23 protein-coding genes are annotated in these 24,584 nt (G+C 60.6%); 10 read left to right on the top strand and 13 right to left on the bottom strand.

What is annotated here, in order from left to right; genetic code table 11:
• Positions 1-54 precede the first annotated feature (54 nt).
• Positions 55-819, top strand: coding sequence for a helix-turn-helix transcriptional regulator (locus CUN63_RS30650; RefSeq protein ID WP_129444876.1), 765 nt, complete (start codon positions 55-57; stop codon positions 817-819).
• On the opposite strand, the gene CUN63_RS30645 is transcribed toward CUN63_RS30650, so the two are convergent.
• The gene (locus CUN63_RS30645; protein WP_129444875.1) at positions 816-1,424 is read right to left on the bottom strand and encodes a LysE family translocator; all 609 of its coding nucleotides are present in this window, start codon (positions 1,422-1,424) and stop codon (positions 816-818) included. The genes CUN63_RS30650 and CUN63_RS30645 overlap by 4 nt on opposite strands.
• Positions 1,425-1,529: 105 nt before the next feature.
• On the opposite strand from CUN63_RS30645, the gene CUN63_RS30640 reads away from it, so the two are divergent.
• Positions 1,530-2,444, top strand: a complete 915-nt coding sequence (locus tag CUN63_RS30640; protein WP_129444874.1) for a LysR substrate-binding domain-containing protein — start codon at positions 1,530-1,532, stop codon at positions 2,442-2,444.
• Positions 2,445-2,603: 159 nt separating this feature from the next.
• Here CUN63_RS30640 and CUN63_RS30635 read toward each other — a convergent pair whose 3' ends face one another.
• The 5 genes from CUN63_RS30635 to CUN63_RS30615 form a co-directional block, all read right to left on the bottom strand.
• On the bottom strand, positions 2,604-3,623 hold the full coding sequence (locus CUN63_RS30635) for a branched-chain amino acid aminotransferase (RefSeq protein WP_076031364.1): 1,020 nt from the start codon (positions 3,621-3,623) through the stop codon (positions 2,604-2,606).
• Between the two features lie 299 nt (positions 3,624-3,922).
• Positions 3,923-5,308, bottom strand: a complete 1,386-nt coding sequence (gene lpdA, locus CUN63_RS30630; RefSeq protein ID WP_129444873.1) for a dihydrolipoyl dehydrogenase — start codon at positions 5,306-5,308, stop codon at positions 3,923-3,925.
• A gap of 17 nt (positions 5,309-5,325) precedes the next feature.
• A complete protein-coding gene (locus CUN63_RS30625; protein ID WP_129444872.1) occupies positions 5,326-6,597 on the bottom strand; it encodes a dihydrolipoamide acetyltransferase family protein in 1,272 nt (423 codons plus the stop codon).
• The gene (locus CUN63_RS30620) at positions 6,598-7,656 is read right to left on the bottom strand and encodes an alpha-ketoacid dehydrogenase subunit beta (protein ID WP_129444871.1); all 1,059 of its coding nucleotides are present in this window, start codon (positions 7,654-7,656) and stop codon (positions 6,598-6,600) included.
• Between the two features lies 1 nt (position 7,657).
• Positions 7,658-8,893: a 3-methyl-2-oxobutanoate dehydrogenase (2-methylpropanoyl-transferring) subunit alpha gene (locus tag CUN63_RS30615; protein ID WP_129444870.1), complete on the bottom strand. Its 1,236-nt coding sequence runs from the start codon at positions 8,891-8,893 to the stop codon at positions 7,658-7,660.
• A gap of 185 nt (positions 8,894-9,078) precedes the next feature.
• Between CUN63_RS30615 and bkdR the strand changes: the two genes are divergently transcribed.
• The gene (bkdR, locus tag CUN63_RS30610) at positions 9,079-9,567 is read left to right on the top strand and encodes a Bkd operon transcriptional regulator BkdR (protein ID WP_129444869.1); all 489 of its coding nucleotides are present in this window, start codon (positions 9,079-9,081) and stop codon (positions 9,565-9,567) included.
• Between the two features lie 110 nt (positions 9,568-9,677).
• On the opposite strand, the gene CUN63_RS30605 is transcribed toward bkdR, so the two are convergent.
• Positions 9,678-10,541, bottom strand: a complete 864-nt coding sequence (locus CUN63_RS30605; protein WP_129444868.1) for an MBL fold metallo-hydrolase — start codon at positions 10,539-10,541, stop codon at positions 9,678-9,680.
• A 161-nt stretch (positions 10,542-10,702) separates the two neighbouring features.
• Between CUN63_RS30605 and CUN63_RS30600 the strand changes: the two genes are divergently transcribed.
• The 4 genes from CUN63_RS30600 (at position 10,703) to nahK (ending at position 16,888) form a co-directional block, all read left to right on the top strand.
• Entirely contained in the window at positions 10,703-11,509 is an 807-nt protein-coding gene (locus CUN63_RS30600; RefSeq protein WP_129444867.1) for a sulfite exporter TauE/SafE family protein, read from the top strand.
• Between the two features lie 209 nt (positions 11,510-11,718).
• Complete coding sequence (locus CUN63_RS30595; RefSeq protein ID WP_129444866.1) at positions 11,719-12,903, top strand: porin; 1,185 nt, start codon at positions 11,719-11,721, stop codon at positions 12,901-12,903.
• A gap of 255 nt (positions 12,904-13,158) precedes the next feature.
• A complete protein-coding gene (gene nosP, locus CUN63_RS30585) occupies positions 13,159-14,325 on the top strand; it encodes a nitric oxide-sensing protein NosP (RefSeq protein WP_129444865.1) in 1,167 nt (388 codons plus the stop codon).
• Positions 14,294-16,888, top strand: coding sequence for a hybrid sensor histidine kinase/response regulator NahK/ErcS' (gene nahK, locus CUN63_RS30580; RefSeq protein WP_129445195.1), 2,595 nt, complete (start codon positions 14,294-14,296; stop codon positions 16,886-16,888). Before nosP ends, nahK begins: the two co-directional genes overlap by 32 nt.
• 113 nt (positions 16,889-17,001) lie before the next feature.
• Here the strand turns inward: nahK and CUN63_RS30575 are convergent, their stop codons facing one another.
• From CUN63_RS30575 to CUN63_RS30550, 6 genes are all read right to left on the bottom strand, one after another.
• The gene (locus CUN63_RS30575; protein WP_008149733.1) at positions 17,002-17,664 is read right to left on the bottom strand and encodes a response regulator transcription factor; all 663 of its coding nucleotides are present in this window, start codon (positions 17,662-17,664) and stop codon (positions 17,002-17,004) included.
• 55 nt (positions 17,665-17,719) lie between these two features.
• Positions 17,720-18,277, bottom strand: a complete 558-nt coding sequence (locus tag CUN63_RS30570; RefSeq protein WP_129444864.1) for a PQQ-dependent catabolism-associated CXXCW motif protein — start codon at positions 18,275-18,277, stop codon at positions 17,720-17,722.
• A 224-nt stretch (positions 18,278-18,501) separates the two neighbouring features.
• The gene (locus CUN63_RS30565; protein WP_129444863.1) at positions 18,502-19,293 is read right to left on the bottom strand and encodes an ABC transporter permease; all 792 of its coding nucleotides are present in this window, start codon (positions 19,291-19,293) and stop codon (positions 18,502-18,504) included.
• On the bottom strand, positions 19,290-20,021 hold the full coding sequence (locus CUN63_RS30560) for an ABC transporter ATP-binding protein (protein WP_129444862.1): 732 nt from the start codon (positions 20,019-20,021) through the stop codon (positions 19,290-19,292). Before CUN63_RS30560 ends, CUN63_RS30565 begins: the two co-directional genes overlap by 4 nt.
• Positions 20,018-20,992, bottom strand: a complete 975-nt coding sequence (locus CUN63_RS30555) for a YVTN family beta-propeller repeat protein (RefSeq protein WP_129444861.1) — start codon at positions 20,990-20,992, stop codon at positions 20,018-20,020. Before CUN63_RS30555 ends, CUN63_RS30560 begins: the two co-directional genes overlap by 4 nt.
• Positions 20,993-21,032: 40 nt before the next feature.
• Positions 21,033-22,217, bottom strand: a complete 1,185-nt coding sequence (locus CUN63_RS30550; RefSeq protein ID WP_129444860.1) for an ABC transporter substrate-binding protein — start codon at positions 22,215-22,217, stop codon at positions 21,033-21,035.
• 252 nt (positions 22,218-22,469) lie between these two features.
• Here CUN63_RS30550 and pedF point away from each other — a divergent pair, with 252 nt between their 5' ends.
• Genes pedF through CUN63_RS30535 form a run of 3 tightly spaced genes read left to right on the top strand, consistent with a single transcriptional unit; the run spans position 22,470 to position 24,571 of the window.
• Entirely contained in the window at positions 22,470-22,931 is a 462-nt protein-coding gene (gene pedF / locus CUN63_RS30545) for a cytochrome c-550 PedF (protein ID WP_129444859.1), read from the top strand.
• A 3-nt stretch (positions 22,932-22,934) separates the two neighbouring features.
• Positions 22,935-23,810, top strand: coding sequence for an ABC transporter substrate-binding protein (locus tag CUN63_RS30540; protein WP_129444858.1), 876 nt, complete (start codon positions 22,935-22,937; stop codon positions 23,808-23,810).
• On the top strand, positions 23,810-24,571 hold the full coding sequence (locus tag CUN63_RS30535; protein ID WP_129444857.1) for a quinoprotein dehydrogenase-associated SoxYZ-like carrier: 762 nt from the start codon (positions 23,810-23,812) through the stop codon (positions 24,569-24,571). The genes CUN63_RS30540 and CUN63_RS30535 overlap by 1 nt, the downstream gene beginning before the upstream one ends.
• The last annotated feature ends 13 nt before the right edge of the window (positions 24,572-24,584 follow it).

Genomic DNA, 24,584 nt, shown 5'->3' with positions numbered 1-24,584 from the left:
AGTGTTGCTACTATCTCCAGTCCGAAAGGGCCTTGATTCGTCCGGGAGCGAAATATGAACGTAAAACAGCACGATTTCGGCGTCTCTCAAGTGGCCGCGGCCATCGCGGAACCGGCCCGGACGAAAATCCTCTGTTCGCTGATGGACGGCCACGCCCGCACCAGCACCGAGTTGGCAGCGATTGCCGAAGTCAGCGCCTCCACCGCCAGCGCGCACCTGGCCAAACTCAAGGAACTGGCGTTGGTGCGTTTGCATGTTCAGGGCCGCCATCGCTATTACAGCCTGACGGACAAGCGCGTCGCCCAGGCGCTGGAAGCGTTGATGGTGATCGGCCAGAACGCCGCGCCGACCTTCAGTTCGCGCACCCCGGATCGCCTGCAATTCGCCCGCACGTGCTACGACCACATGGCCGGCACGTTGGCGGTGCTGCTGCATGACCGGATGATCGAAGCGGGGTGGCTGCTGGAAACCGATGAACAGGTCTATCAGCTGAGCGACAGCGGCGAGGCGTTGTTTGAAGGGTTGGGTATCGAGGTCAAGGACTTGAGCACGCTGCGCCGCCGCTTCGCCTGCCCATGCCTGGACTGGAGCATGCGTCGGCCGCATCTGGGCGGTTCGTTAGGGGCGGCGTTGTTGCAAACGGCGATCAAGCGCAAATGGGTGACTCAGGACCTGGACAGCCGCGCGCTGGCGTTGACTGCGACGGGGCGAAAGGAACTCAGCAGGCGGTTCGCTGTTGAACTGCCGGTTCAGGTATCGACAGCACAACCCGCATTCACCGAGCCCCGGCGTCGCGCGAACGCCAGTTCTGTGCCTTAGCGACTGGCCGAGGCCATCAGCACGCCGAAACCGGCGAAGGTTACGCCCGAGACTTTCGCCGCCAGCCAGGAACCCTTCGGGCTCGACAACCAGCCTTTGGCGGCATTGGCGAGCAAGGCATAGCTGCCATGCACGAGGATCACCAGTACGCCATAGGAGGCGACCAGCTTGAAAAACTGGGTGGAGAAGTGCGCTGAAGTGTCGATGAATTGCGGGAACACCGCCAGAAAGAAAAACACGGCCTTGGGGTTCAAAAACTGGATCGAAGCCGCTTCAAGGAAGCGGTAGCCCGGGCTTGAGGGGCGCGTTTCAAGCAGTGTGTTGAAACCAGCCGAGCGCCAGCTTCTGTAACCCAGGTACAACAAATAGGCGGCCCCTGCGGATTTCAACGCGGTAAAGGCGTTGGCGGAGGTGCTGAGGATCAGGCCGACACTGGTGGCGCTGATGGCGGCGACGATAAACGCACCCGACGCGATCCCCAGAATGCCCGGCACGGCCCCCGTCCAGCCGTGGCGCACCGCGTTGGACAGGGTCAGCACCACGCCAGGCCCTGGACTCAAAATGGTCAGGGTGGCGAAAAGTAGAAAGAGTCCATAGCTGTTCATGTCTTGCTCCGTCAGGTGGCGCTGGCTGCGTGCTGGCAGATTGGCGTGGCGACATGAGCGTGACAAACGCTTTAATTGCGGTGCATATGTGACTAAATTAGACGCATGACAAATCCACTACCGCCGCTTAATGCTGTTCGCGCCTTCGCCGTTGCTGCTCGCCATCAAAGTTTCAGCCTGGCGGCCGAAGAGCTGCATGTCAGTCACAGTGCCGTCAGCCGACATATCAAATTGCTTGAGGAACACCTGGGCGTGCTGCTGTTCGAGCGGCGTGTCCGTCAATCGGTGCTGACGCCGGCCGGTCAGCGTTTTTATGAGCAGGTCAGTGCCGGGCTGGCGCAGATCGCCAACGCCGCCGCTGCGCTTAAGCAACATGCCTCGCTGCCGACCGTGAAGATTAATGTCCGTCCGTCCTTTGCGATGCTTTGGCTGATGCCCAGGCTGGAGGATTTCATTGCGCAGCACCCGGACATCAAGCCGCAAGTGATTACCCAAACCCAGGCACCGGATCATGCACGCGACGGGTTCGACATCGTCATTCGCCGTGGTCGTGACGATTGGGCGCCGGCGATTGAGGCGCGAGCGCTTTTCGAAGACGAACTGTTGCTGGTCGCGGCACCCTCGCTGATCCACCGCCTGGCCCTTGAAGACCTCGCCTCCCTGAGCCTGCACACGTTACTGACTGCCAAGGCGCGTCGCGAAGATTGGCACAACTGGGCCCTGCATTTTGGTCAAGGCCAGTCAGCCACTCAGGTCACGCGGCAGTTTGATCACATGCACCTGGTTCTTCAGGCCGCCGTGGAAGGACAGGGCATTGCCTTGTGCCCGACCTCTTTGCTGGGCACCCACCTCTCGAGCGGTCGCCTGATTTGCCCGTTGCCCGAATTGCGGATGCCGTTGCCGCGTTATTACTACGGTGTTTCGCCGGACGTGACGGTGCAGACACGGGTGTTTGTGGAGTGGTTGTTTGCCCGGATCGAAGAGGATGGCGGTCAGGTGGGGCGGTTGATTGCTGGGTGATTTGAAGATCAAAGGATCGCAGCCTTCGGCAGCTCCTACATGGGATTGCATTTCAATGTAGGAGCTGCCGAAGGCTGCGATCTTTTGATTTTTCCCATAAAAAAAACCCACCCTGCGCGCTAACGAGGGGTGGGCTTTTTTAGTGCCTGAAGCGCTGGATCAAACCTTGACGATCCAGCCCGCTGGCGCTTCGATGTCGCCGGTCTGTACGCCCGTCAGCTCTTTGTAGAGCTTCTGGGTGACCGGGCCGACTTCGGTTTCGCTGTGGAACACGTGGAGTTTGTCGTTGTAGCTGATGCCGCCGATCGGTGTGATCACCGCGGCAGTACCGCAAGCACCGGCTTCCTTGAAGTCGGACAACTTGTCGATGAACACGTCGCCTTCGACCACTTCCAGGCCCAGACGCGATTTTGCCAGCTCGATCAACGACAGGCGGGTGATGCCCGGCAGTACCGACGGCGAGTTCGGGGTCACGAACTTGTTGTCGTGGGTGATCCCGAAGAAGTTGGCCGAACCGACTTCTTCGATTTTCGTGTGGGTCATCGGGTCCAGGTAGATGCAGTCGGCGAAGTGGGCTTTCTTGGCCTGGGAACCTGGCATCAGGCTGGCCGCGTAGTTACCACCGACCTTGGCTGCACCGGTGCCTTGTGGGGCGGCGCGGTCGTAGCTGGAGATCAGGAAGTTGTGCGGGGTCAGGCCGCCCTTGAAGTAGGCACCGACCGGAATGGCGAAGATCGAGAAGATGAACTCGGGGGCGGTACGCACGCCGATGTTGTCACCCACGCCGATCACGAACGGACGCAGGTACAGCGCGCCGCCGGTGCCGTAAGGCGGGATGAAACGCTCGTTGGCGCGGACCACTTCCTTGCAGGCTTCGACGAACTGCTCGGTGGATACCTGTGGCATCAGCAGGCGCGCGCAGCTGCGTTGCATGCGTGCGGCGTTCTGGTCCGGGCGGAACAGGTTGATCGAACCGTCCTTGCAACGATAGGCCTTCAGCCCTTCGAAGCATTGCTGGCCATAGTGAAGGGCAGTGGAACCTTCGCTGATGTGCAGCACATTGTCTTCGGTCAGGGTGCCTTTGTCCCACTCGCCATTACGCCAGTGCGACAGATAGCGCTTGTCTGTCTTGATGTAGTCAAAACCCAACTTGTCCCAATTGATGCTTTCGTTACCCATGACACCCTCTATCACTTAACAACCGCCGAAACGGTTCAAGGCTTCTGACGTTTTTCTGGATGGGGACAACAATACTTCATTCCGGGCCCATTTCGCAGCCGGAATTCAATCTCTGCGACCATCGATGCACCCGATGTAGCAGCTGTCGAGCAACGCGAGGCAGCGTTCGGCGACGAAGTCGTCGCAAAACCTGCCACCGAGTGCTTTCAGGCTGACCGAGTCAGTCGAAATACGACGGCTTCGCCGCCGGACGCTGCCTCGCGTTGCTCGACAGCTGCTACAGGGTTTTGTGTGCGTCTTTACAGATGCAACGCGTGACCAAGCGCACGCAACGCCGCTTCCTGCACCGCCTCACCCAACGTCGGATGCGCGTGGATGGTGCCGGCAATGTCTTCCAGCCGTGCGCCCATTTCCAGGCTCTGGCCAAACGCCGTCGACAATTCAGACACGCCCACACCGACCGCCTGCCAGCCGACAATCACATGATTGTCCCGACGAGCGACAACCCGCACGAAGCCGCTTTTCGATTCCAGCGTCATCGCCCGGCCATTGGCCGCAAACGGGAAGCTGGAAACGATGCAGTCCAGACCAGCCGCCTTGACGTCGTCCGGGGTCTTGCCGACCACCACCAGTTCCGGGTCGGTAAAGCACACGGCGGCGATGGCGGTCGGGTTGAATTCGCGGGATTTACCGCTGATCAGCTCGGCAACCATCTCGCCCTGAGCCATGGCCCGGTGCGCGAGCATCGGTTCGCCACTCACGTCGCCGATGGCATACACGTTGCGCATGCTGGTCTGGCAGCGGTTGTCGATCTTGATCGCCGAGCCGTTCATGTCCAGGTTCAAACCTTCGAGGTTCCAACCCTGGGTATTCGGTTTGCGGCCGACGGCCACCAGTACCTGGTCGGTTTCCAGGTTCAGGGTGTCGCCATTCGGGTCAAGCACTTGCAGTGTATTACTTGCAGAATCAAAGCCTTGAACGCTGTGCTTCAAGTAAAGCTTTATGCCGAGTTTTTTCAGTTCGTCATGCACAGGCTGCGTCAGTTCGGCGTCGTAGGCCGGCAGGATGCGATCCTGGGCCTCGACCACGCTGACGTCGGCGCCGAGCTTGCGATAGGCAATCCCCAGCTCCAGACCGATGTAACCGCCACCGACCACAATCAGCCGTTTCGGCACGGAGGTCGGCGCCAGGGCTTCGGTGGAGGAGATGATCGGCCCGCCAATCGGCAGCATTGGCAGGTTCACGCTTTTCGAACCGGTGGCCAGCACCAGATGCTCGCACTGAATACGCGTGTCGCCGACTTCTACGGTTTTACCATCAATGACTTTCGCAAAACCTTGAATAACCTGGATTTTGTTCTTCTTCAGCAGCGCCGAAACGCCCGTGGTCAGGCGATCAACGATGCCGTCCTTCCACTCGACACTCTTGCTGATATCGAGCGTCGGCGCCGACACGCTGATGCCCAGCGCCGAATGCTGGCTGTGGTGTTGCGTCTGGTGAAACTGTTCGGCGACGTGGATCAACGCCTTGGACGGAATGCAGCCGATGTTCAGGCAAGTGCCGCCCAGGGATTCGCCTTCAACCAGAATGGTCGAGATGCCCAGCTGGCCGGCACGGATCGCCGTCACATAGCCGCCAGGGCCGCCGCCGATGATCAGCAGCGTGGTGTTCAAAGTCTGTTGCATGCCTGCTCCACTAATAATTAGTCCACAAACAGGGTGGCGGGTTGTTCCAGCAAGCCACGAATGGCCTGGATGAATTGCGCCGCGTCCATGCCATCGACCACGCGGTGATCGAAGGAACTGGAGAGGTTCATCATCTTGCGAATCACGATCTGGCCTTTGACGACCATCGGGCGTTCGACGATTTTGTTGACGCCCACGATCGCTACTTCCGGCAGGTTCAGCACCGGGGTGCTGACGATACCGCCCAAGGCGCCGAGGCTGGTCAGGGTGATGGTCGAACCGGACAATTCATCGCGGCTGGCCTTGCCATTACGGGCAGCGGTAGCGAGGCGGGAAATTTCCTGAGCGCTGTCCCACAAGCTGCGGGTTTCGGCGTGACGCACTACCGGCACCATCAAACCGATGTCGGCTTGGGTGGCGATGCCCACATGCACCGCGCCGAGGCGGGTGATGACCTGGGCTTCGTCGTCGTAACGGGCGTTGATCTGCGGGAAGTCGCGCAGGGCAACAACCAGAGCGCGGACCAGAAACGGCAGCAAGGTCAGCTTGCCGCGGGTCGCGCCGTGTTTTTCGTTCAGGTGAGCGCGCAGTTCTTCCACGGCGGTGACGTCGATTTCTTCGACGTAACTGAAGTGAGCGGCGCGCTGAGTGGCATCCTGCATGCGCTGGGCAATCTTGCGGCGCATGCCGATGACCGGGATTTGTTCTTCGTCGTTACGCTGGGCGTAAGCGGCGGCAGCGGTGGATTGCGGCTGCTGACCCTGGGCCAGATAGGCGTCGAGGTCTTCGTGCAATACGCGACCGGCAGGGCCGGTGCCACGGACCAGACGCAACTGGATGCCGAGGTCAAGCGCATGTTTGCGTACAGCCGGGGAGGCCAGCGGACGCTCATCAGCTTCGCGAGCGACCATCGGACCTTGGCATACGGCAGCTCGCGGCGCTGCAGCGGGAACCGGTTTGCTTTCAACAGCGGCTGCAACTTTCGGAGCCGCAACCGGCGCTTCTTTAACAAGTGCAGGCTGAGCCGACTCTTTAACGTTGCCCGCGCCTTCGACTTCAATGCTGATCAGGATGCTGCCAACCGCCATGACTTCGCCGGGCACACCGCCCAGCGCAATCACCTTGCCGTTCACCGGCGAAGGGATGTCGACCATCGCCTTGTCGGTCATGACATCGGCCAGTACCTGATCTTCGACGACCATGTCGCCGACTTTGACGTGCCATACCGACAATTCAACTTCTGCAATGCCTTCACCAATGTCCGGCATTTTAATAACGTGCGTGCCCATTCAGACCTCCATAACCCGATGCAAAGCCGCGCCCACTCGGGACGGACCAGGGAAATACGCCCACTCTTGTGCGTGCGGGTAGGGAGTGTCCCAACCGGTGACACGCTCGATAGGCGCTTCCAGGTAGTGGAAGCAGTGCTCTTGCACCAGGGCGACCAGTTCGGCGCCGAAACCGCAGGTGCGGGTTGCTTCATGAACGATCACGCAACGGCCGGTTTTCTTCACCGACTTGACGATGGTCTCCAGGTCCAGCGGCCACAGGCTGCGCAGGTCGATGACTTCAGCGTCGATGCCGGTTTCTTCAGCCGCCACTTGCGATACATAAACGGTGGTGCCATAGGTCAGGATGGTTACGTCCTTGCCGGGACGCGCGATGGCCGCCACGTCCAGCGGCACGGTGTAGTAACCGTCCGGCACTTGCGCGGCCGGGTGTTTCGACCACGGGGTAACCGGGCGTTCGTGGTGACCGTCGAACGGGCCGTTGTACAGGCGTTTTGGCTCGAGGAAGATCACCGGGTCATCGTTTTCGATGGAGGCGATCAGCAAGCCTTTGGCGTCGTAAGGGTTGGACGGCATCACCGTGCGCAAACCGCAGACCTGGGTGAACATCGCTTCGATGCTCTGGCTGTGCGTCTGGCCGCCGTAGATGCCGCCGCCGCAAGGCATGCGCAGGGTCATCGGCGCGGTGAACTCGCCGGCCGAGCGATAACGCAGGCGGGCGGCTTCGGAAATGATCTGGTCCGACGCCGGGTAAACGTAATCGGCGAACTGGATCTCGGCCACTGGCCGCAGACCGTAAGCGCCCATGCCCACGGCGACGCCGACGATCCCACTTTCGGAGATCGGCGCGTCGAACACCCGGGAGGTGCCGTACTTGTTCTGCAGGCCTTCGGTGCAACGGAACACGCCGCCGAAGTAGCCCACGTCCTGGCCGAACACCACGACGTTGTCGTCACGCTCAAGCATCACATCCATGGCCGAGCGCAGGGCCTGGATCATGGTCATGGTGGTCGTGGTCATGGCGGTTTCCAATTCGATTTTGTTGTTGTGATCGTTCATGTCAGATCCCCAACTCTTGACGCTGGCGCTTCAAGTGCTCCGGCATCTCTTTGTAGACGTCTTCGAACATGGTCGCGGCGCTCGGAATCTGGCCGCCGGCGAGGGTGCCGTACTGTTCGGCTTCTTTTTGCGCGGCGATCACTTCGGCTTCGAGTTCGGCGCTGACGGCGACGTGTTCCTCTTCGGACCACTGACCGATTTTCACCAGGTGCTGCTTCAGGCGCGCAATCGGGTCGCCCAACGGGAAGTAGCTCCAGTCGTCGGCAGGACGGTATTTGGACGGATCATCAGAAGTCGAGTGCGGACCGGCGCGGTAGGTGACCCATTCGATCATGGTCGGGCCGAGGTTGCGGCGCGCACGTTCGGCGGCCCAGGCAGAGGCGGCGTATACCGCGACGAAATCGTTGCCATCGACCCGCAGGGAGGCAATGCCGCAACCGACGCCACGACCGGCGAACGTGGTGGCTTCACCACCGGCAATCGCCTGGAACGTCGAGATCGCCCACTGGTTGTTGACCACGTTGAGGATCACTGGCGCACGGTAAACGTGGGCGAAGGTGAGGGCGGTGTGGAAGTCGGATTCAGCGGTAGCGCCATCGCCGATCCACGCCGAGGCGATTTTGGTGTCGCCCTTGATCGCCGAGGCCATGCCCCAGCCCACACCTTGTACGAATTGGGTGGCGAGGTTGCCGGAAATGGTGAAGAAGCCATAGTCCTTGACCGAATACATGATCGGCAGTTGACGTCCCTTGAGCGGATCACGCTCGTTGGACAGCAGTTGGCAGATCAGGTCTACCAGCGGTACATCGCGTGCCATCAGGATGCTTTGCTGGCGGTAGGTCGGGAAGCACATGTCATCGACGTTCAGGGCCAAGGCCTGGCCGCTACCGATGGCTTCTTCGCCAAGGCTCTGCATGTAGAACGACATTTTTTTCTGACGCTGGGCGACCACCATGCGGTTGTCATAGATCCGCGTCTTGAGCATGGCGCGCATGCCTTTACGCAGAATCTCGGCCGGCACGCCTTCAGCCCATGGCCCGAGGGCATTGCCCTGGTCATCGAGCACGCGAATCAGGCCTTTGGCCAGATCAGCCGTGTCGGCCGGTTCAACGTCGATTGGGGGTTTGCGCACCGTGCCGGCGTCGGTCAGACGCAGGTAGGAGAAGTCGGTTTTGCAGCCAGGACGGCCCGATGGTTCGGGAACGTGCAGTTGCAGCGGTTCGTACGCTTGGTTCATGGCTTCTACGCTCGATCTTGTGAATTTCTTGTAGTGAGCTGACCGTCATTCTTCGATAAAAGAAATCTTGTCCTACAACAATCATAGGCCGGGCCAAGAAGAATATTTCTCTCTGTTTCGTTGCGTTGGCGATCATTTGAGGATAAAAAATCTGCATAAGCATAAAAAACAGGTGGTTTTGTCTCATGCGCAAACTGGACCGTACCGATATCGGCATTTTGAACAGCCTTCAGGAGAACGCGCGCATCACCAACGCTGACCTCGCACGCTCGGTCAACCTGTCGCCAACCCCGTGCTTCAACCGGGTCAAGGCGATGGAAGAATTGGGCCTGATCCGTGAGCAAGTGACGCTGCTGGATGCCGAGTTGCTGGGGCTGCACGTGAACGTGTTCATTCACGTCAGCCTGGAAAAACAAGTGGAGGAGGCGTTGCAGCACTTCGAGGAAGCGATCTCGGATCGCCCGGAAGTGATGGAATGCTATTTGATGGCCGGCGACCCGGACTATTTGATCCGGGTGCTGGTGCCGACCATTCAGTCGCTGGAGCGCTTCATGATGGACTTCCTCACCAAAGTCCCCGGCGTCGCCAACATCCGTTCGAGCTTTGCACTCAAGCAGGTGCGCTATAAAACCGCGCTGCCGTTGCCGGCCAACGGATTGACCCTCGGCAGCTAAACGAAACTCCTGTGGGAGCGAGCTTGCTCGCGATGGGGCCGTGCCAGTCGAAATAGATGTTGCCTGACACACCGTCATCGCGAGCAAGCTCGCTCCCACAGGTTTTGCGTTTACAGCTTGTTAATGGGGATTTTCAGGTAGGTCACGCCATTGCCCTCGGCCGGCGGCAAATTCCCCGCCCGCACATTCACTTGAATCGCCGGCAGCAACAGCGTCGGCATACCCAGCCCCGCATCGCGCTGGGTGCGCATGGCGACGAACGCGGCTTCGTCGATACCGTCATGGATATGAATGTTGTTTTTGCGCTGCTCGCCCACCGTGCTCATGCACTGAGGTTCGCGGTCTGCGGGCGGGTAATCGTGGCAGACATAAAGTCTCACGCCGGTAGGGAAAGCCAGCAGTTTGCGAATCGAGGCAAACATCTGGTTGGCATTGCCGCCAGGAAAGTCGCAGCGCGCGGTGCCCACATCCGGCATGAACAGCGTATCGCCCACCAGAATCACATCGCTGTCGATCAGATAGGCCATGTCCGCTGGCGTGTGGCCGGGAACATGCAGGGCCGTGGCCTTGAGGTTGCCGATCCTGAACGATTCGTCCGGCGCGAACAGATGGTCGAACTGTGAACCGTCACTGCGAAATTCCGGCTCAAGGTTGAACAAGGTCTTGAACACGCCCTGAACCTTGCTGATCGACTGACCAATTGCAATCTTCCCGCCCAGTTCCCGACGCAGATACGGTGCGGCGGACAGGTGATCGGCATGGGCGTGGGTTTCCAGCAGCCATTGCACCTGCAACTGATTTTGGCGAACGAAGGCGATGATCTTGTCGGCCTGGGTGGTGCCGGTTCGCCCGGCGGCGGGGTCGTAGTCGAGTACCGGGTCGACGATGGCGCAGTGCCCGCCATCGTGCTCGTAGATGACGTAGCTGAAGGTCGACGAGGCAGGGTCTAAAAAAGCTTCAATTAAGGCGGGCATGGTGGCCGTTTTCTTTTAGGACAAGCCATGAGGGTAGTTTCATTTTCCCTGCGCTGACCAGCCCGCATCAATTCAATTAATGAAAAAAGTTGTGCGGGCTCTATCCTGTCAGTCATCGATACTGGGCGCTCCCGGCTTTTTTTGCAGATCACGAGTGTTTTATGTTCCTGGCGAGTTTTTTTGGCGTGGTGATGGGGTTGGTACTCGGTTTGACCGGCGCCGGTGGCGGCATTCTTGCGGTGCCGGCCTTGGTGCTGGGGCTGGGTTTGACCATGACCCAGGCTGCACCGGTCGCACTGTTCGCGGTGGGCAGTGCTGCGGCTGTCGGCGCCATTGACGGGTTGCGTCATGGTCTGGTGCGCTACCGCGCAGCGTTGCTGATCGCCCTGCTGGGGGCGATTTTTTCGCCGATCGGCATCTACTTCGCCCATCAGTTGCCGGAAAAAATCCTGATGATTCTGTTCAGTCTGCTGATGGTCATGGTGGCCTGGCGGATGCTGCGTCGTGAGCGCCAGGACGAAGGTCCAAGCGACCACGGGCACGCCAACTGGGGCCAGAAGAACTGCATGCTCGATCAGCAGACCGGGCGCTTTTCCTGGACCGCCAAGTGCACCGCGACCCTCGCGGCATTGGGCGCGGTGACCGGTGTGGTCTCCGGGCTGCTCGGGGTGGGCGGCGGCTTCCTGATCGTCCCGGCGTTCAAGCAGCTGACCGATGTGCAGATGCGCGGGATTGTTGCCACGTCGTTGATGGTAATCAGCCTGATTTCCGCCATCGGCGTGATCGGCGCGTTTCAGGCCGGGGTGCGAATCGACGGTTTGGGCGTGGCGTTTATCGTCGCCAGCATCGTCGGTATGATCATTGGCCGAAGACTTTGCGCGCGAGTACCGGCCAGGGGGTTGCAGATCGGCTTCGCCAGCATCTGTGTCGTGGTCGCCGCTTACATGCTGTTTAGAGCGTGCGTCTAGCCAGTACCGGTTCCTGTGGACGCCAGTCCGTTCCACAGGCGTACACCTTAAGTTCCGGGCCTCGCCGACGGACGGTCTTACACCGAACTTGCCGCGTATCACCGGCCACTCCAAAGCACTTCAAAACCGCCTCCAAGGCAGCGTATGACGCCGCCGGTCAGCTTTCGATAATCGCCTCCGACATCCAGTCCCCCGCTGCGGAGCGCGTCATGCACAACAATAAGAACTTCAAGCATCGTTTCTTGCCTGCCTTCATCGCCAGCCTGTCGACCCTCGGTTTGAGCTCAATGGCCCAAGCCGAGATCATGCTGTACGACAAGGACCAGACTACGTTCTCCACCGACGGCTACATCAACGCCTTCTATGTGAACAGCAAAGTGGACCGTACCGGCGACCAGTTCGACCGGCGACAGGCGCGTGTGAAGATGGGGTTTCTGCCCAACTATCTGGGCTTCAACATGAGCAAGCAGGTCGATGACCTCAAGCTCGGCGCCCGATCCTCCTTCTGGGTGACCATTAACGACAGCCAAACCAACGGCACCGACACCGCCATCGATGTGCGGCAGTTCTACGGCACCGTGGCCAACCCGGAGTGGGGCGAAGTGCTGATCGGCAAGGACTTCGGCCTGTTCGCCCGTTCCAACATTCTGCTGGATGAAATGCTCGCCGGTTACGGCCAGGTCAGCGATACCCTGGGGCTGGTGGACGGTGGCGGGGTGTCGTTCGGCAACATCGGCACGGGTTATCCGTATCCGTTCCCGACTTCACAGATCACCTACCGCACGCCGGTGATGGAAGGTTTGAGGGTGGCCGTGGGGATCATGGACCCGGTGGACACCAACGACAGCAGTCCGACAGGCAAGGCTTACCAGGAGAACCCGCGTACCGAGAGCGAGATCACCTATCAGTTCGACCTCGCCGGGGCGAAGATCTACAGCTGGGTCAACGGCAGCTACCAGACGTCGGACAACACCGATTCCAGCGTCCAGTCCGTCACCTCTAAAGGCGTCGGCTATGGCGTGCAGGCGAAAATGGGCGGCTTGTCCCTCACCGGCTCCGGCTTCCAGGCCAAGGGCATCAACCCGTTCTTCACCAACAACGCCGGCGAACCGACCCTGCGCAACGTCGACAGCGACGGTTACCTGCTGCAGGGCTCCTACAAACTGGGCAAGAACCGGCTGGCCTTGTCTTACGGCAAGACCAACGACGACGGCAATGGCGTGGTCGGCAGCGGCGCGGACTACGAAACACGCGGCATTGCGCTGTTCCATGACGTCAATGACAACCTCAAGCTGGTGGCCGAGTACAACCAGTTTGCAATCAACGGCCACGACACCAATGCCCAGGACGAAGACACCGACACCTTTGCGGTGGGGGCGGTGCTGACCTGGTAAGCCTGTCATTGGCATCATGCAGATCCCTGTGGGAGCGGGCTTGCTCGCGAAAGCGCAGTGTCAGGCGACATCAAAGTTGACTGAAAGGCCGCCTTCGCGAGCAAGCCCGCTCCCACAGGGGATGTGTGGTGTTGTAGATCCTGAGCACCGCTCTAATCCCATCGAAGCGGCTACCCGCTACCCAAGTAGCATACGTAGCAGCTCACAGGCTTCGTACACTCGAACCTCATACATTCGCACCTGCGGGAGGCGACGATGCAGCAGGTCCAGAGTGATGAAGGTGTGGTCAGCGCAATGTCCCAGGCCACCGATGCCCAACAGGTGGCCCAGGAGCTGGCGCGACAACTGTTGCACCCGCACTTGGGCTTCGTGCTGTTCTTCTGTTCCGCCGAGTACGACTTGCAGGCGCTGGGCCAGGCCTTGCAACAAAGCTTCGGCGGCATTCGCCTGGTGGGTTGCACCAGCGCCGGGGAAATCACGCCCTTGGGCTACGGCCGCAATTGCGTGACCGCGGTGGGCTTCGACCATCGGCATTTCTCCATCGACGCCGAACTGATCTCCGAAATGGAGCGTTTCAGCCTGATCGACGCCCAGCAAATGGTCGAGCGACTGGTCAGTGGCTGTCGCAGCAACACCCAGGCGCCGATCAAGGGCAACAGCTTTGCGTTGACCCTGCTCGATGGTTTGTCCAGTCGTGAAGAAATGGTCCTCGCGGCCCTCAGTGCAGCGTTGGGCGACATTCCGCATTTCGGCGGTTCGGCCGGCGATGACAATTACCTGACCCACACTCACGTCTATTTCAATGGCGAGTTCCACAGCGGCGCGGCGGTGGTGGTGCTGGTCAATACCTGGCTGGATTTCGAAGTTTTCACCACCCACCACATTCTGCCCCGAGCAGAAAAACTGGTGGTCACCGGGGCCGACAGCGCCTCACGCCGGGTCTTTGAACTCAATGCCGAGCCGGCCGCCGAGGAGTACGCCCGGCACATTGGCGTGCCAGTGGCGGAGCTCGATCATCGGATCTTCGCCGCGCACCCGTTGGCGGTGCGGATCAATGATCAGTATTACGTGCGCGCCATCCAGCAGGTTCATCCGGACCTGAGCCTGAGTTTCTACTGCGCGGTGGAAAACGGCATCGTCCTCACGGTCATGACGCCAGGCCCGATGCTGCCGAACCTGCAAACCCTGTTCGAGGGCTTGCAGGAGCGCCTCGGCGATCTGTTGCTGACCATCGGCTGCGACTGCTTTCTCAGGCGTCTGGAACTGGAAGACGGCGGCAGTCTGGAACAGATCGGAACGTTTTTGCGTGACCAACGGGTGATGGGTTTCAACACCTACGGAGAACAGTTCAATGGCATGCACATCAACCAGACCTTCACCGGGGTTGCCATTGCCCGAGGCCGGTCCCCTGGACACCGTTGAGCTTCAGGCACAGATCGCCAGCCTGCAGCGCGACAACCACAAACTGCAGCGTATCAATGGCGCGCTGATCGAGCGGATCGAGTCCGGCATCACCCGCGGCAACGACCCGTACGCGGCGTTCCAGCATTCGGTGGTGCTGGCCGAGCAGGTGCGTGAGCGCACCGACGCCTTGAACCAGGCCATGGCTGAACTCAAGTCGGGCAATCACTTGCTCAGCGAGGCGCGCCTGCGGGCGGAAACCGCGCATCAGCATTTGATCGATGCCATCGAGAGCATTTCCGATGCGTTTGTGCTCTTCGATGCGGACCAGCGGATCGTGCTGTTCAACAGCCGTTTCAAGGCGTTCTGGGGCAACAGCCGGGTGCGGATCAACGCCGGCATGCGCCTGGCCGAGGTCAAGCGGCTGATGTCCGCCACCGGGCTGTTCACTGAAGAGCCGCGTGGGCATGCCGACGAAAACCTGCTCTATCGCTTGCAGGACGGTCGCTGGTTGCAAGTCAGCGAACGACCGACTCAGGAAGGCGGGCGGGTGATCCTGTTCACCGACATTACCGACGTCAAACTCAGCGAAACCGTGCGCCGCGAGCAGGCGGTCGCGCAGAAATCCCATTTGTTGCAACGGGCGGTCGACAACCTGTCTCAAGGGGTGGCGATGGTCAACGCCGAGGGCATTCTGGAGTTGTGGAACCGGCGTTTCCTCGAACTGAGTGGCTTGGCGCCAGTGGCGGCTCATCGACCGTTTGCCGAAGTGATCGGCGACAGCGAGTTGAACCTGCTGACCCCGGCCAGTCGGGATCTAAACGGGCGGCACGTGCAGGAATGCGAGCAGCGCCTCTACGATGGCCGGGTGCTGGAAATCCGCACCCATCCATTGCCCACCGGCGGTTTCGTCAACACCTTCACCGACATCACCGAACGCTACCAACACGCCGAAGCGCTGAGCGAAAGCGAGCGCTGGATTCGCCTGATCACCGACCATGTGCCGGCACTGATCGCTTATCTGAATGCCGACCTGGTCTACGAGTTCACCAACAAGGTGTATGAAGAATGGTACTGCTGGCCTCGGGGCGTGATGCTTGGTCAGAGCCTGCGCGAAGTCCACAGCGAACAGCATTACCAGCGCCTGGAAGCCTACGTGGCCAGGGCCTTGGCCGGTGAGAGCGTGACGTTCGAGTTCGCCGAAACCAACATCAACAATCAGGAGCGCTACATGCTGCGCTCCTACGTACCCAATCGCCTGGCCACCGGGGAAGTGGTGGGGATTTTCGTGTTGATCCGCGACATCACCGAACGCCGCCGCACCGCCGAGGCGCTGCACCAGGCCTATCAGAATCTTGAGTTGCGGGTGCGTGAACGGACGGCAGAACTGACCACGCTCAATGACCAGTTGCTACGCGAGATCGACGAGCGTCGGCGGGCGGAATCTCGCCTGCGTGAAGCCAAGCTCGAAGCCGAACAGGCCAACCTGTCGAAGACCAAGTTTCTTGCTGCCGTCAGTCATGACCTGCTGCAACCGCTCAACGCCGCGCGGCTGTTTACCAGCGCGTTGCTCGAACGGCGGGAGCCCGTGGCCAATGCGATTTTGGTGCGTAATGTCAGCAACTCCCTGGAAGACGTGGAGAACCTGCTGGGTACGCTGGTGGACATCTCCAAGCTGGATGCCGGGGTGATCAAGGCCGACATTGCGCCGTTTGCCCTGAGCGAATTGCTGGAAAACCTCTCGGCCGAGTACACCCAGGTGGCCCGCAGCGAAGGCCTGGAGCTGCATTTCATCCCTTGTTCCGCGCTGGTGCGCAGCGACATTCAGTTGCTGGCGCGGATTCTTCGAAATCTGCTGAGCAACGCCATTCGCTACACCTACAGCGGTCGTGTGGTGCTCGGTTGTCGGCGTCATCACCAGCGCCTGTCGATCGAGGTCTGGGACAGCGGCATGGGTATCGCCGAAAACCGCCTCGAGGAGATTTTTCAGGAGTTCAAACGCGGTGATGTACAGCGTCCAGATCAGGATCGCGGGTTAGGCCTGGGTCTGGCGATTGTGGAAAAGATTGCCGGGATTCTCGGTCACCGCATTCATGTGCGTTCGTGGCCGGGCAAAGGCTCGATGTTCTCGGTCGAAGTGCCGCTCAGCGCCACGGCACCCAAGACGCTGCCGAGTCTGCTGATGAGTGAACCGATGCTTGAACGTCTGCGTGGGGCGAGGGTGTGGGTGCTGGACAACGACGCGGCCATTTGCGCCGGCATGCGCACGTTGCTCGAAGGGTGGGGGTGTCTGGTGGTCACAGCGCTGTCCGAGGAGGACCTGGCGCGGCAAGTGGACAACTATCACGAAGAAGCAGACTTGCTGATTGCCGACTATCACCTGAATGACGATCAGAACGGCGTCGATGCCGTGGCCCGGATCAACGCCCGTCGCGGTTCGGCGATTCCGGCGATGATGATCACCGCTAATTACAGCAATGAACTCAAGCAGCAGATTCGTGAGCTGGGCCACACCCTGATGCACAAACCGGTGCGGCCGATGAAGCTCAAGACGGCGATGAGTCACTTGCTCGGCAGGCCTTGAGACTTCTGGTGTCTGTACTGGCCTCTTCGCGAGCAAGCCCGCTCCCACATTTGACCGAGTTCACTCAGATCCAATGTGGGAGCGGGCTTGCTCGCGAAGGGGGCGACTCGGTCTCAACGCCGTAAGTAAGACCCGAAATCAATATCCCCGGCACTCAAAATCGCCTGCACCCGATTGTGCACATTGAGTTTGCGCAGGATTGCCGAGACGTGGGCCTTGACCGTGGTTTCGGCGATTTCCAGGGTGTAGGCGATCTGTTTGTTCGACTCGCCCTTGGTCATGCGTTCGAGCACCAGCAACTGCTTGCGGGTCAAGGCCTGGAGCAGTTCAGGTGGGAAGCTCGGGGCATCGTTCATGCGCCTTGTACCGCATTTTTGCGTGCGGATGATGTCCGGCGGCAAGTAGACATTACCGTTAAGGATCTGCTGGATGGCCTCGGTCATCTGCACCCTTGGCGAGGATTTGGTGATGAAACCCACCGCGCCATAAGTGATGGCTTGCAGCACGACTTGTTTGTCCTGTTCGGCCGAGACGATCACCACCGGAATGGTCGGCGCCTCGTTGCGCAGGTTGATCAGGCCGTTGAGGCCGTGCATGCCGGGCATGTTCAGGTCAAGCAGGATCAGGTCCAGGTCGTCGTGTTCCTGTGTCAGCACCAAGGCGCTGTCCAGGTCGGCGGTTTCCATCACCTCGCTGCCCGGAAAGCCATCGCTGATGACGTTATGTATGGCTTCGCGAAACAGCGGGTGATCGTCGGCAATCAGAATTTTGTACATAGCCTTTCACCTCATTATTTTGATTAGGGTGTGGCAACAACTCGCACGCATAAGGTCAGGGGAAGGGCTCGGGCTGGGCGGGCGTTACGGGCAGGTTGGCGGCCTGCCAGGCGTCCAGACCGTCGCGATACCAATACAGAGTCTTATAGCCCATGGCGGCGGCGCGCTTCACGGCGTTCCAGCTCAGCCAACAATCGGAGCGGCAGTAAAAGACCAGCGGTTGCGCGAGATCACCTGCGGTCAATGAGTTCAGCTTACGCGCAAAATAGTCCTGCCAGTCGGGCGTCAGGTCACCGTCGCCGGTATTGGCCAGCCAATGGCTGCCGGGGAGGTTTTCGTGGGGCTGGTCCTCGATGAAACGTCCTTGCAACCACTGGCGGCGGTAGACGTCGATCAGCACCGGACGCGGTGTCTGGGTCAGCAGGGTCTGCAGGGCCGCGGTATCGATGATGCCGGCGCCCTGGACTTGATTCGGGGTCGGGCTGCGGTACAGGCCGATGCGATAGCCGTCGGTGGAGAACAGCGGTGTTTCGGCCTGCGCGGCGCCCAGTAACAGGCTCAGCGACAGCGCAACGAGAGAAGGGCGTAGCAGACGACGTCGGGCACGCGGCATGGGGTTCAATCCTTATAGTTATGAACCTATTACATGCCAGTCTCGGTGCGATTGGAATGCGACGATAGACAGGGAAACCAGTACTAAAGTAGTAATTTCACCTGATCGCTGGTTGCTTTATGTGGGAGCGGGCTTGCTCGCGAAGGCGGTGTGTCAGTCAACGTAAATGTTGAATGTGAAGCCGCATTCGCGAGCAAGCCCGCTCCCACATTGGATCTGTGTTGTCAGTTGGTTTTGCGCAGGGCGGCGTGTTGCGGGTTAAAGGTGAACACGGCGAGCAGGGCGAATACCAGCGTCAGCCCCACGCACACCGCCAGCGCCAACGGATTGAAGCGTTCATACAGGGCAAACCGCACCAGTTCCACCGCATGGGTGAACGGGTTCAACGCGCACAACCAGTACAACCACTCGCTGGACTCGCGCATTTTCCACACCGGATACAGCGCCGACGACAGGAAAAACAGCGGGAAGATCACGAAATTCATCACCCCGGCAAAGTTCTCCAGCTGACGGATCGCGTTCGACAGCAACAGGCCCAACGCGCTGAGCATCAAAGCCACCAGCAGCAATGCCGGTAACGCGATCAACAGCCCCATGGCCGGTGGCTGCACGCCGTACACCCAGGCAATCGCCAGAAAGGCGTAGACCTGCAACAGCGAGATCAACGAGGTGGCCAACAGTTTGCTGCACAGCAGGAAAGTACGGGGCAGAGGGCTGGTCAGCAGCACGCGCATGCTGCCCATTTCCCGGTCGTAGACCATCGACAGCGAACCTTGCATGCCGTTGAACAGCAGGATCATGCAGGCAAGACCAGGGATGATGTAGACCTCGTAGGGAATGTAGGTGTCATAGGGCTCGATGATCGCGATCCCGAGTGCCGCGCGAAAACCGGCGGCGAACACCAGCAGCCACAACAACGGCCGCACCAGCGCACTGAGAAACCGCGTGCGCTGCAACACAAAACGCAGCCATTCGCGTAGCACGATTCCGCTGAAACATTGCCAGTAGGCATTCATTGGGCGGCTCCTGAAGTCGTCAGTCGAGTGAAGGCCGAACCAAGGTCGCCGCCGTGTTCCAGGCTCAGGGCGTCGGCTTGTCCGCTGGCGACCAATCGGCCCTGATGAAGGATCAACAAGTCGTCGCTGGGCTGCACTTCATCCAGCAAATGGGTGGTCCAGAGCACGCTGATGTTCTGCTCGCGGCACAAACTGCGGATGTGCTGATTGAGCGCCAGCCGACTGGCCGGGTCGAGGCCGACGCTGGCCTCGTCGAGCAGCAGCAGGCGCGGTTCATGCAGCAACGCGCGGGCGATTTCCACCCGGCGACGGTGGCCGCCATTGAGTTCGCGAACCCGCTCGCGACGGCGTTCGGTCAAGGCCTGACGTGCCAGTTCGGCGTCGACCTGCAGGCTGGTCTGACGTCGGGACATCCCATGCAGTGCGGCGTGATAGCGCAGGTTCTGCTCGACGCTGAGGTCCAGATCCAATGTGCTTTGCTGAAACACCACACCCAATTGCTTGAGCGCCGGACGCGCCGCGTTGCGCAGTGAACAGCCGCCAACGCGGATGTCACCGCGCTGCACGTCGTAGAGTCGAGTGAGCAGGGCAATCAGCGTCGATTTGCCCGCGCCGTTCGGCCCCAGCAATGCAGCAAAACGGCCGGGTGCCAGGCTGAAACTCACCTGGCGCAACGCCTCTTTCGCACCATAAGCGAAACTCAGCTCGCTGACTTCGAGTGCGTTCATGGGGTCACCACCACGCCCCACGGATAACGCCCGACCTTGATCGATTGGGTGACCTTGAGGCTGTCGACATCGATCACCGACACGTCGCCGCTGACGCCATTGGTGGCCAGCAATTGCTTTTGATCCGGGGTAAACGACATCTGCCAGACCCGTCGCCCGACCAACAGATAATCAAGAATCTCGAATGTCTTGGCGTCGATCACCGCCACATGATTGGCCGGGCCGAGGGCGACGAAACCGTACTTGCCGTCGGCGCTGAGTTTGATGCCCACCGGTTGAACCTTATCCGGGTGCACGCCCTTGATCTGGAAGGTCAGGGTCTTGAGGATCTTGCGGGTGGCGACGTCGAGAATGGTCACCGTGCCGCCGATTTCCGCCGAGGCCCAGAGCTTCGATCCATCCGGCGTGAACTCGACGAAGCGCGGCCGCTGATCCACCAGCGTGCTGTCGGCCAGGGTCTGGGTGCTGGTGTCGATCCAGTGCAGCATGTTGGTGGTTTCGCTGGTGTTCACCGCCCACTTGCCGTCGGGGCTGACGGCCATGCCTTCGGGTTCGACGCCGACGTTGATCTGGCTCAGCACCTTGGAGGTTTCGGTGTCGATCACCGTCACCAGCGCATCGTCTTCGTTGGAAACGTACAGCCAGCGATTGTTGGGGTGCAGGGCGAACTGCTCAGGGTCTTTGCCCGAGGGCAGCTCTTTGATGATTTTGCGCGTGGCAACGTCCATCACCTGGACCCGGTCCGAGTCGCTGGCGCAGATGTACAGCAGCTTATTGTCGTGGGACAGCAGCAGACCGCGGGGGCGCTGGCCGACGGGCAGGGTGTCGGTGACTTGCAGGGTCTGCAGGTCAATCAGGCTGAGGCTGTTGTCCTTTTCGTTGGAGACCCAGGCGGTGCTGGCCGCGGCATGCCCGGCGGCGAGCAGCAGGGCCCAGAAAAATTGGGAGCGGCAGAGCAGGCTGCGGCGCATGGTGGATTCCTTTTTGTTGTCGTTCTTGTGGAAAGTTGGATTAGGGAAAGCGACAGGTCACTTCGGGTTTGTCGTAGCCCAGGCTGTCCATTTCGTTGGACGGGTGCAGGAAACCGTCCTGGGGCGAAGTGCTGACCAACGCCCGGGGTTGCACAATGGGGATCGGCTGACGCAACTGGCCGTTCCACGGTCGATAGCTGAGCTTGCGACCCTTGAAACCGTCCAGCGGCAATTGATCGCTGATTTCAAGCGTACGGATCGCCATCGGATCGACCTGACGCAGTTTGCTCACCGCACTGGCGATGCTGCGCACGGCGATCCACGCGGCGAAATCGCGGTCATTCATCCAGCGCCCGGTCAGCGCTTCAAAGCGCTTCTGCAACTGGGCGGCGCCGTAGGTTTCCACGGTTTTGTGCCAGCCCACCGGGGTCAGCCCCTGCGTGCCGGCGACCGGCCGTGGGTACCAGGTCTGGTAGGGCACGTATTCGCCGAAATCACCGCGTTCATCCGCCACCAGCACCACGTCGTACTCGGCGGTCTGGGTGAACAGCGGCATGTCGGCCTGGGCGCTACGGCGCTGATCGTTGTCGAAACTCCAGGCTTTTTCCGCGACCAGTTTCAGTCCGAAGCGTTTGGCGGCTCGGCGCAGGGCGGCCGCATAGGCTTGATCGTCCGGGGTTGGGCCGACGATCAGCAGCGCCCGCTGCCATTTGCGCACCACCAGAAATTGCGCCAGCGCATCGGCGAGCATCGCCCGACTTGGCAGGCTGTGCAGCACGTTCGACAGGCAGTCGGTGGTGCGCAGGCTGTCGTCGGGGCTGCCGGCGTTGAACAGCAAGCTGTCGGGCAGCACGGCGCTGAGTTGGCGCAGGCTGGCGGCCGGTGCATTGACGACAAACAGGCGCAGACCTTGTTCATGTTGAGCCTTGGCCGCTTCGACCAGGGCATCGGGATTGTCGACGTTGGCGCTGATCAGGCTGTAGCTCTGGTTGAGAAAACGCCCGGTGCTGTTGCTATCAGTGATCGCCAGTTCGGCGCCACGCAGCCCGGCATCGACCGGCTCGGGAATGACGTTCGACAGCAACGGGCCCGGGTCGGGGCGATAGCCCAGGTAGCCGATCTGCACCTGCAACGGCGCGTCGGCGGCCTGGCTCTGGGGCGCCAGCCCGGCGGCGCAGGCAATCGCCAACAGGTAGATCAGGGCGTAAGGGGCAAGCTGGCGCATAGGGCACTCCATTACAGGTAGCGCCAGCATAGGAACGCTGTGAGGCAGAAGGAAATATGCAGAAAGTACCAGTGAGTCAGTACCAAGGTAGTAAAGGCGCCGGAAGCGTACCCGGGTGTGCGCCACAAGCCCTACTACCAAGGGACTAGACGGCGAACACCAAAGCAGCATGGGGCTTGCGCGGAGCCCTTCCTAAGATGGGTGCCATAGCCTCTTCAAAGAGGTTTTGCGTGCAATCAAGAGGGCATAACAATGAAAACAAAACGCAACGCCTTACTCGTTGCCGGACTGCTGGCCGGATTTATCAGCGCAGGTTCCGTCTGGGCCCACGGCAATGTGGTGCCGCAAGCGGTGGAAACCCCGGGCCTGACCCCGATCAAGGACGCAGGCGTCAAGGTCGATGCCGATGGTTGGGCATCGGTGAACCCATACCGCACTTCGCCGGAACACGATAAGGCCCTGGAAATCGGCTCCTCGGCGTACAACCAGAACTGTGCGGCCTGTCATGGCCTGGAAGCCAAATCCGGCGGCATCGCCCCCGATTTGCGCATGCTCGATGTCGCTGATGCCGGAGATGAGTGGTTCGTCGAACGCGTGCGCCACGGCGCCGTGCGTGATGGCCGGGTCTACATGCCGAAGATGGCCGACTACCTGAGCCAGGAAGCCTTGTGGGCGGTACGCACCTATCTGGACAGCGTTCACGTCGAGGAGTAACCCATGCGCCTGCTCGCTGTGTTGATCAGCGCTGTGTTGCTGTGCTGCCAGGCAGTGCAGGCGCAGGTCCGTACCTATGACGAAATGATCGCCGCCGGGGAGCTGAAAGTGGCGGTCTACAAGGACTTCGCCCCCTACAGTTTTGAAGACGCCGGCCAGGCCCGTGGCGTTGATGTCGAACTCGCCCAGGCCTTGGCCAATGCTCTCGGCGTGAGGCTGACGTTGATTTGGGCGCCGGCCGGCGAGAAGCTCGACGACGACCTGCGCGATTACATCTGGCGTGCCAGTCAGTTGCACGATCTGCAACTGGCCGACCTGATGATGCGCGTGCCATACGATCGCGATTACGCGCAGAAGCGCAATGAACTGGGTGAGCTGGAAAACGGCCATGTGGTGATGTTCGGGCCGTACCAGAACGAACAATGGCAGGTCGCCTATGACCGCCGCCGGCTGGAGTCGGTGGGCAGCGTCGCGGTGTTCGAGCACCACCCGATCGGCGTCGAAGTCGACAGCGTGCCGTCGTTCTACCTGACCTCGGTGTTCAGCGGCATGCTCGCCGCCAAAACGCATCACTATTCCGGTGTACCTCAAGCGTTCGCGGCCATGAAGGCCGGTGAAGTCGACGCGGTCATGGCCATGCGCGGCGAGATCGACTGGCAAGTGCATGAAGCGGCGGACCCGCAAGTGGCGCTGGCGGAAAACGCCTACCCGAACATGGGCAAGCAACTTTGGGAGATCGGCATGGCGGTGCATGAAAGCAACCGTCAACTGGCCTATGCCGTGGAAGAGGCGCTGGAAGCCTTGATCCGCGAGGGCTCGGTCAAAACCATTTATGGCCATTACGGCCTGCGCTATGACGTGCCCGAGATGTATCAATAGTGAACTGGCGAGCGGGTTGTCTGTTGGCCTGTTGGTTACCCATCGCCGCGCACGCCGTGGACATCGACCCGGGCAAAGACCCGGTGCCGTCGGTGATGTGGGCCTTCTATCACAAGCAGATGCTTGGCGATGCGCCGTTCGTGTTCGACGAGCGGGTCAAGCTGCTGGCGCCGCCGTTCGCCGAAGACGCCCGGCAAGTGCCGTTGGAAATCGACGCGCGAGCGTTCAAGGGCGAGGTGGTGAAAATCCTCGCCTGGGCTGAACTCAACCCGTTGCCGAAAATTGTCGATTTCCAGCCGCTGGACCGGGTGCTGCCGTGGCTGTCGATCCGCATCCGTATTGAACAGGCCACGCCGTTGCGCGCGGCGGTACTGACCCGCGATGGGGTCTGGCATGTCGGCTCGACCCTGATCGATGCGGCCGGCGGCGGTTGCACGGCGCCGAGTGTGGTGCGCACTCAGCCGGGCTGGGAAGAGCACATTGGCGAAGTGCTGGGCGGTCGTTATCCCCGTGGCGAATTCAGCCGTGTGCGCTTGCAGGTGGCGCATCCGATGGACAACGGCATGGTCAGCGGCATCCCGGAATTCTTCATCAACCATGCCGAACTGCGGGATCAGCACGATCAACTGCTGGCCCGTCTGGAGCTGTTTCCCGCCGTCAGCGAAAACCCCAACCTGGCCTTCGACATCGAAGGGGCAGGGCAGACGCGCCTGATGCTGCGGGACAACAGCGGCAATCAATTCGATGCGGCCATACCCTGACCCAAAGGAGCGC

Source organism: Pseudomonas sp. ACM7, from assembly GCF_004136015.1.
Classification (GTDB): domain Bacteria; phylum Pseudomonadota; class Gammaproteobacteria; order Pseudomonadales; family Pseudomonadaceae; genus Aquipseudomonas; species Aquipseudomonas frigoris.
The sequence above is the reverse complement of the archived record's forward strand: the minus strand, read 5'-3'. Positions and strand labels throughout refer to the sequence as shown.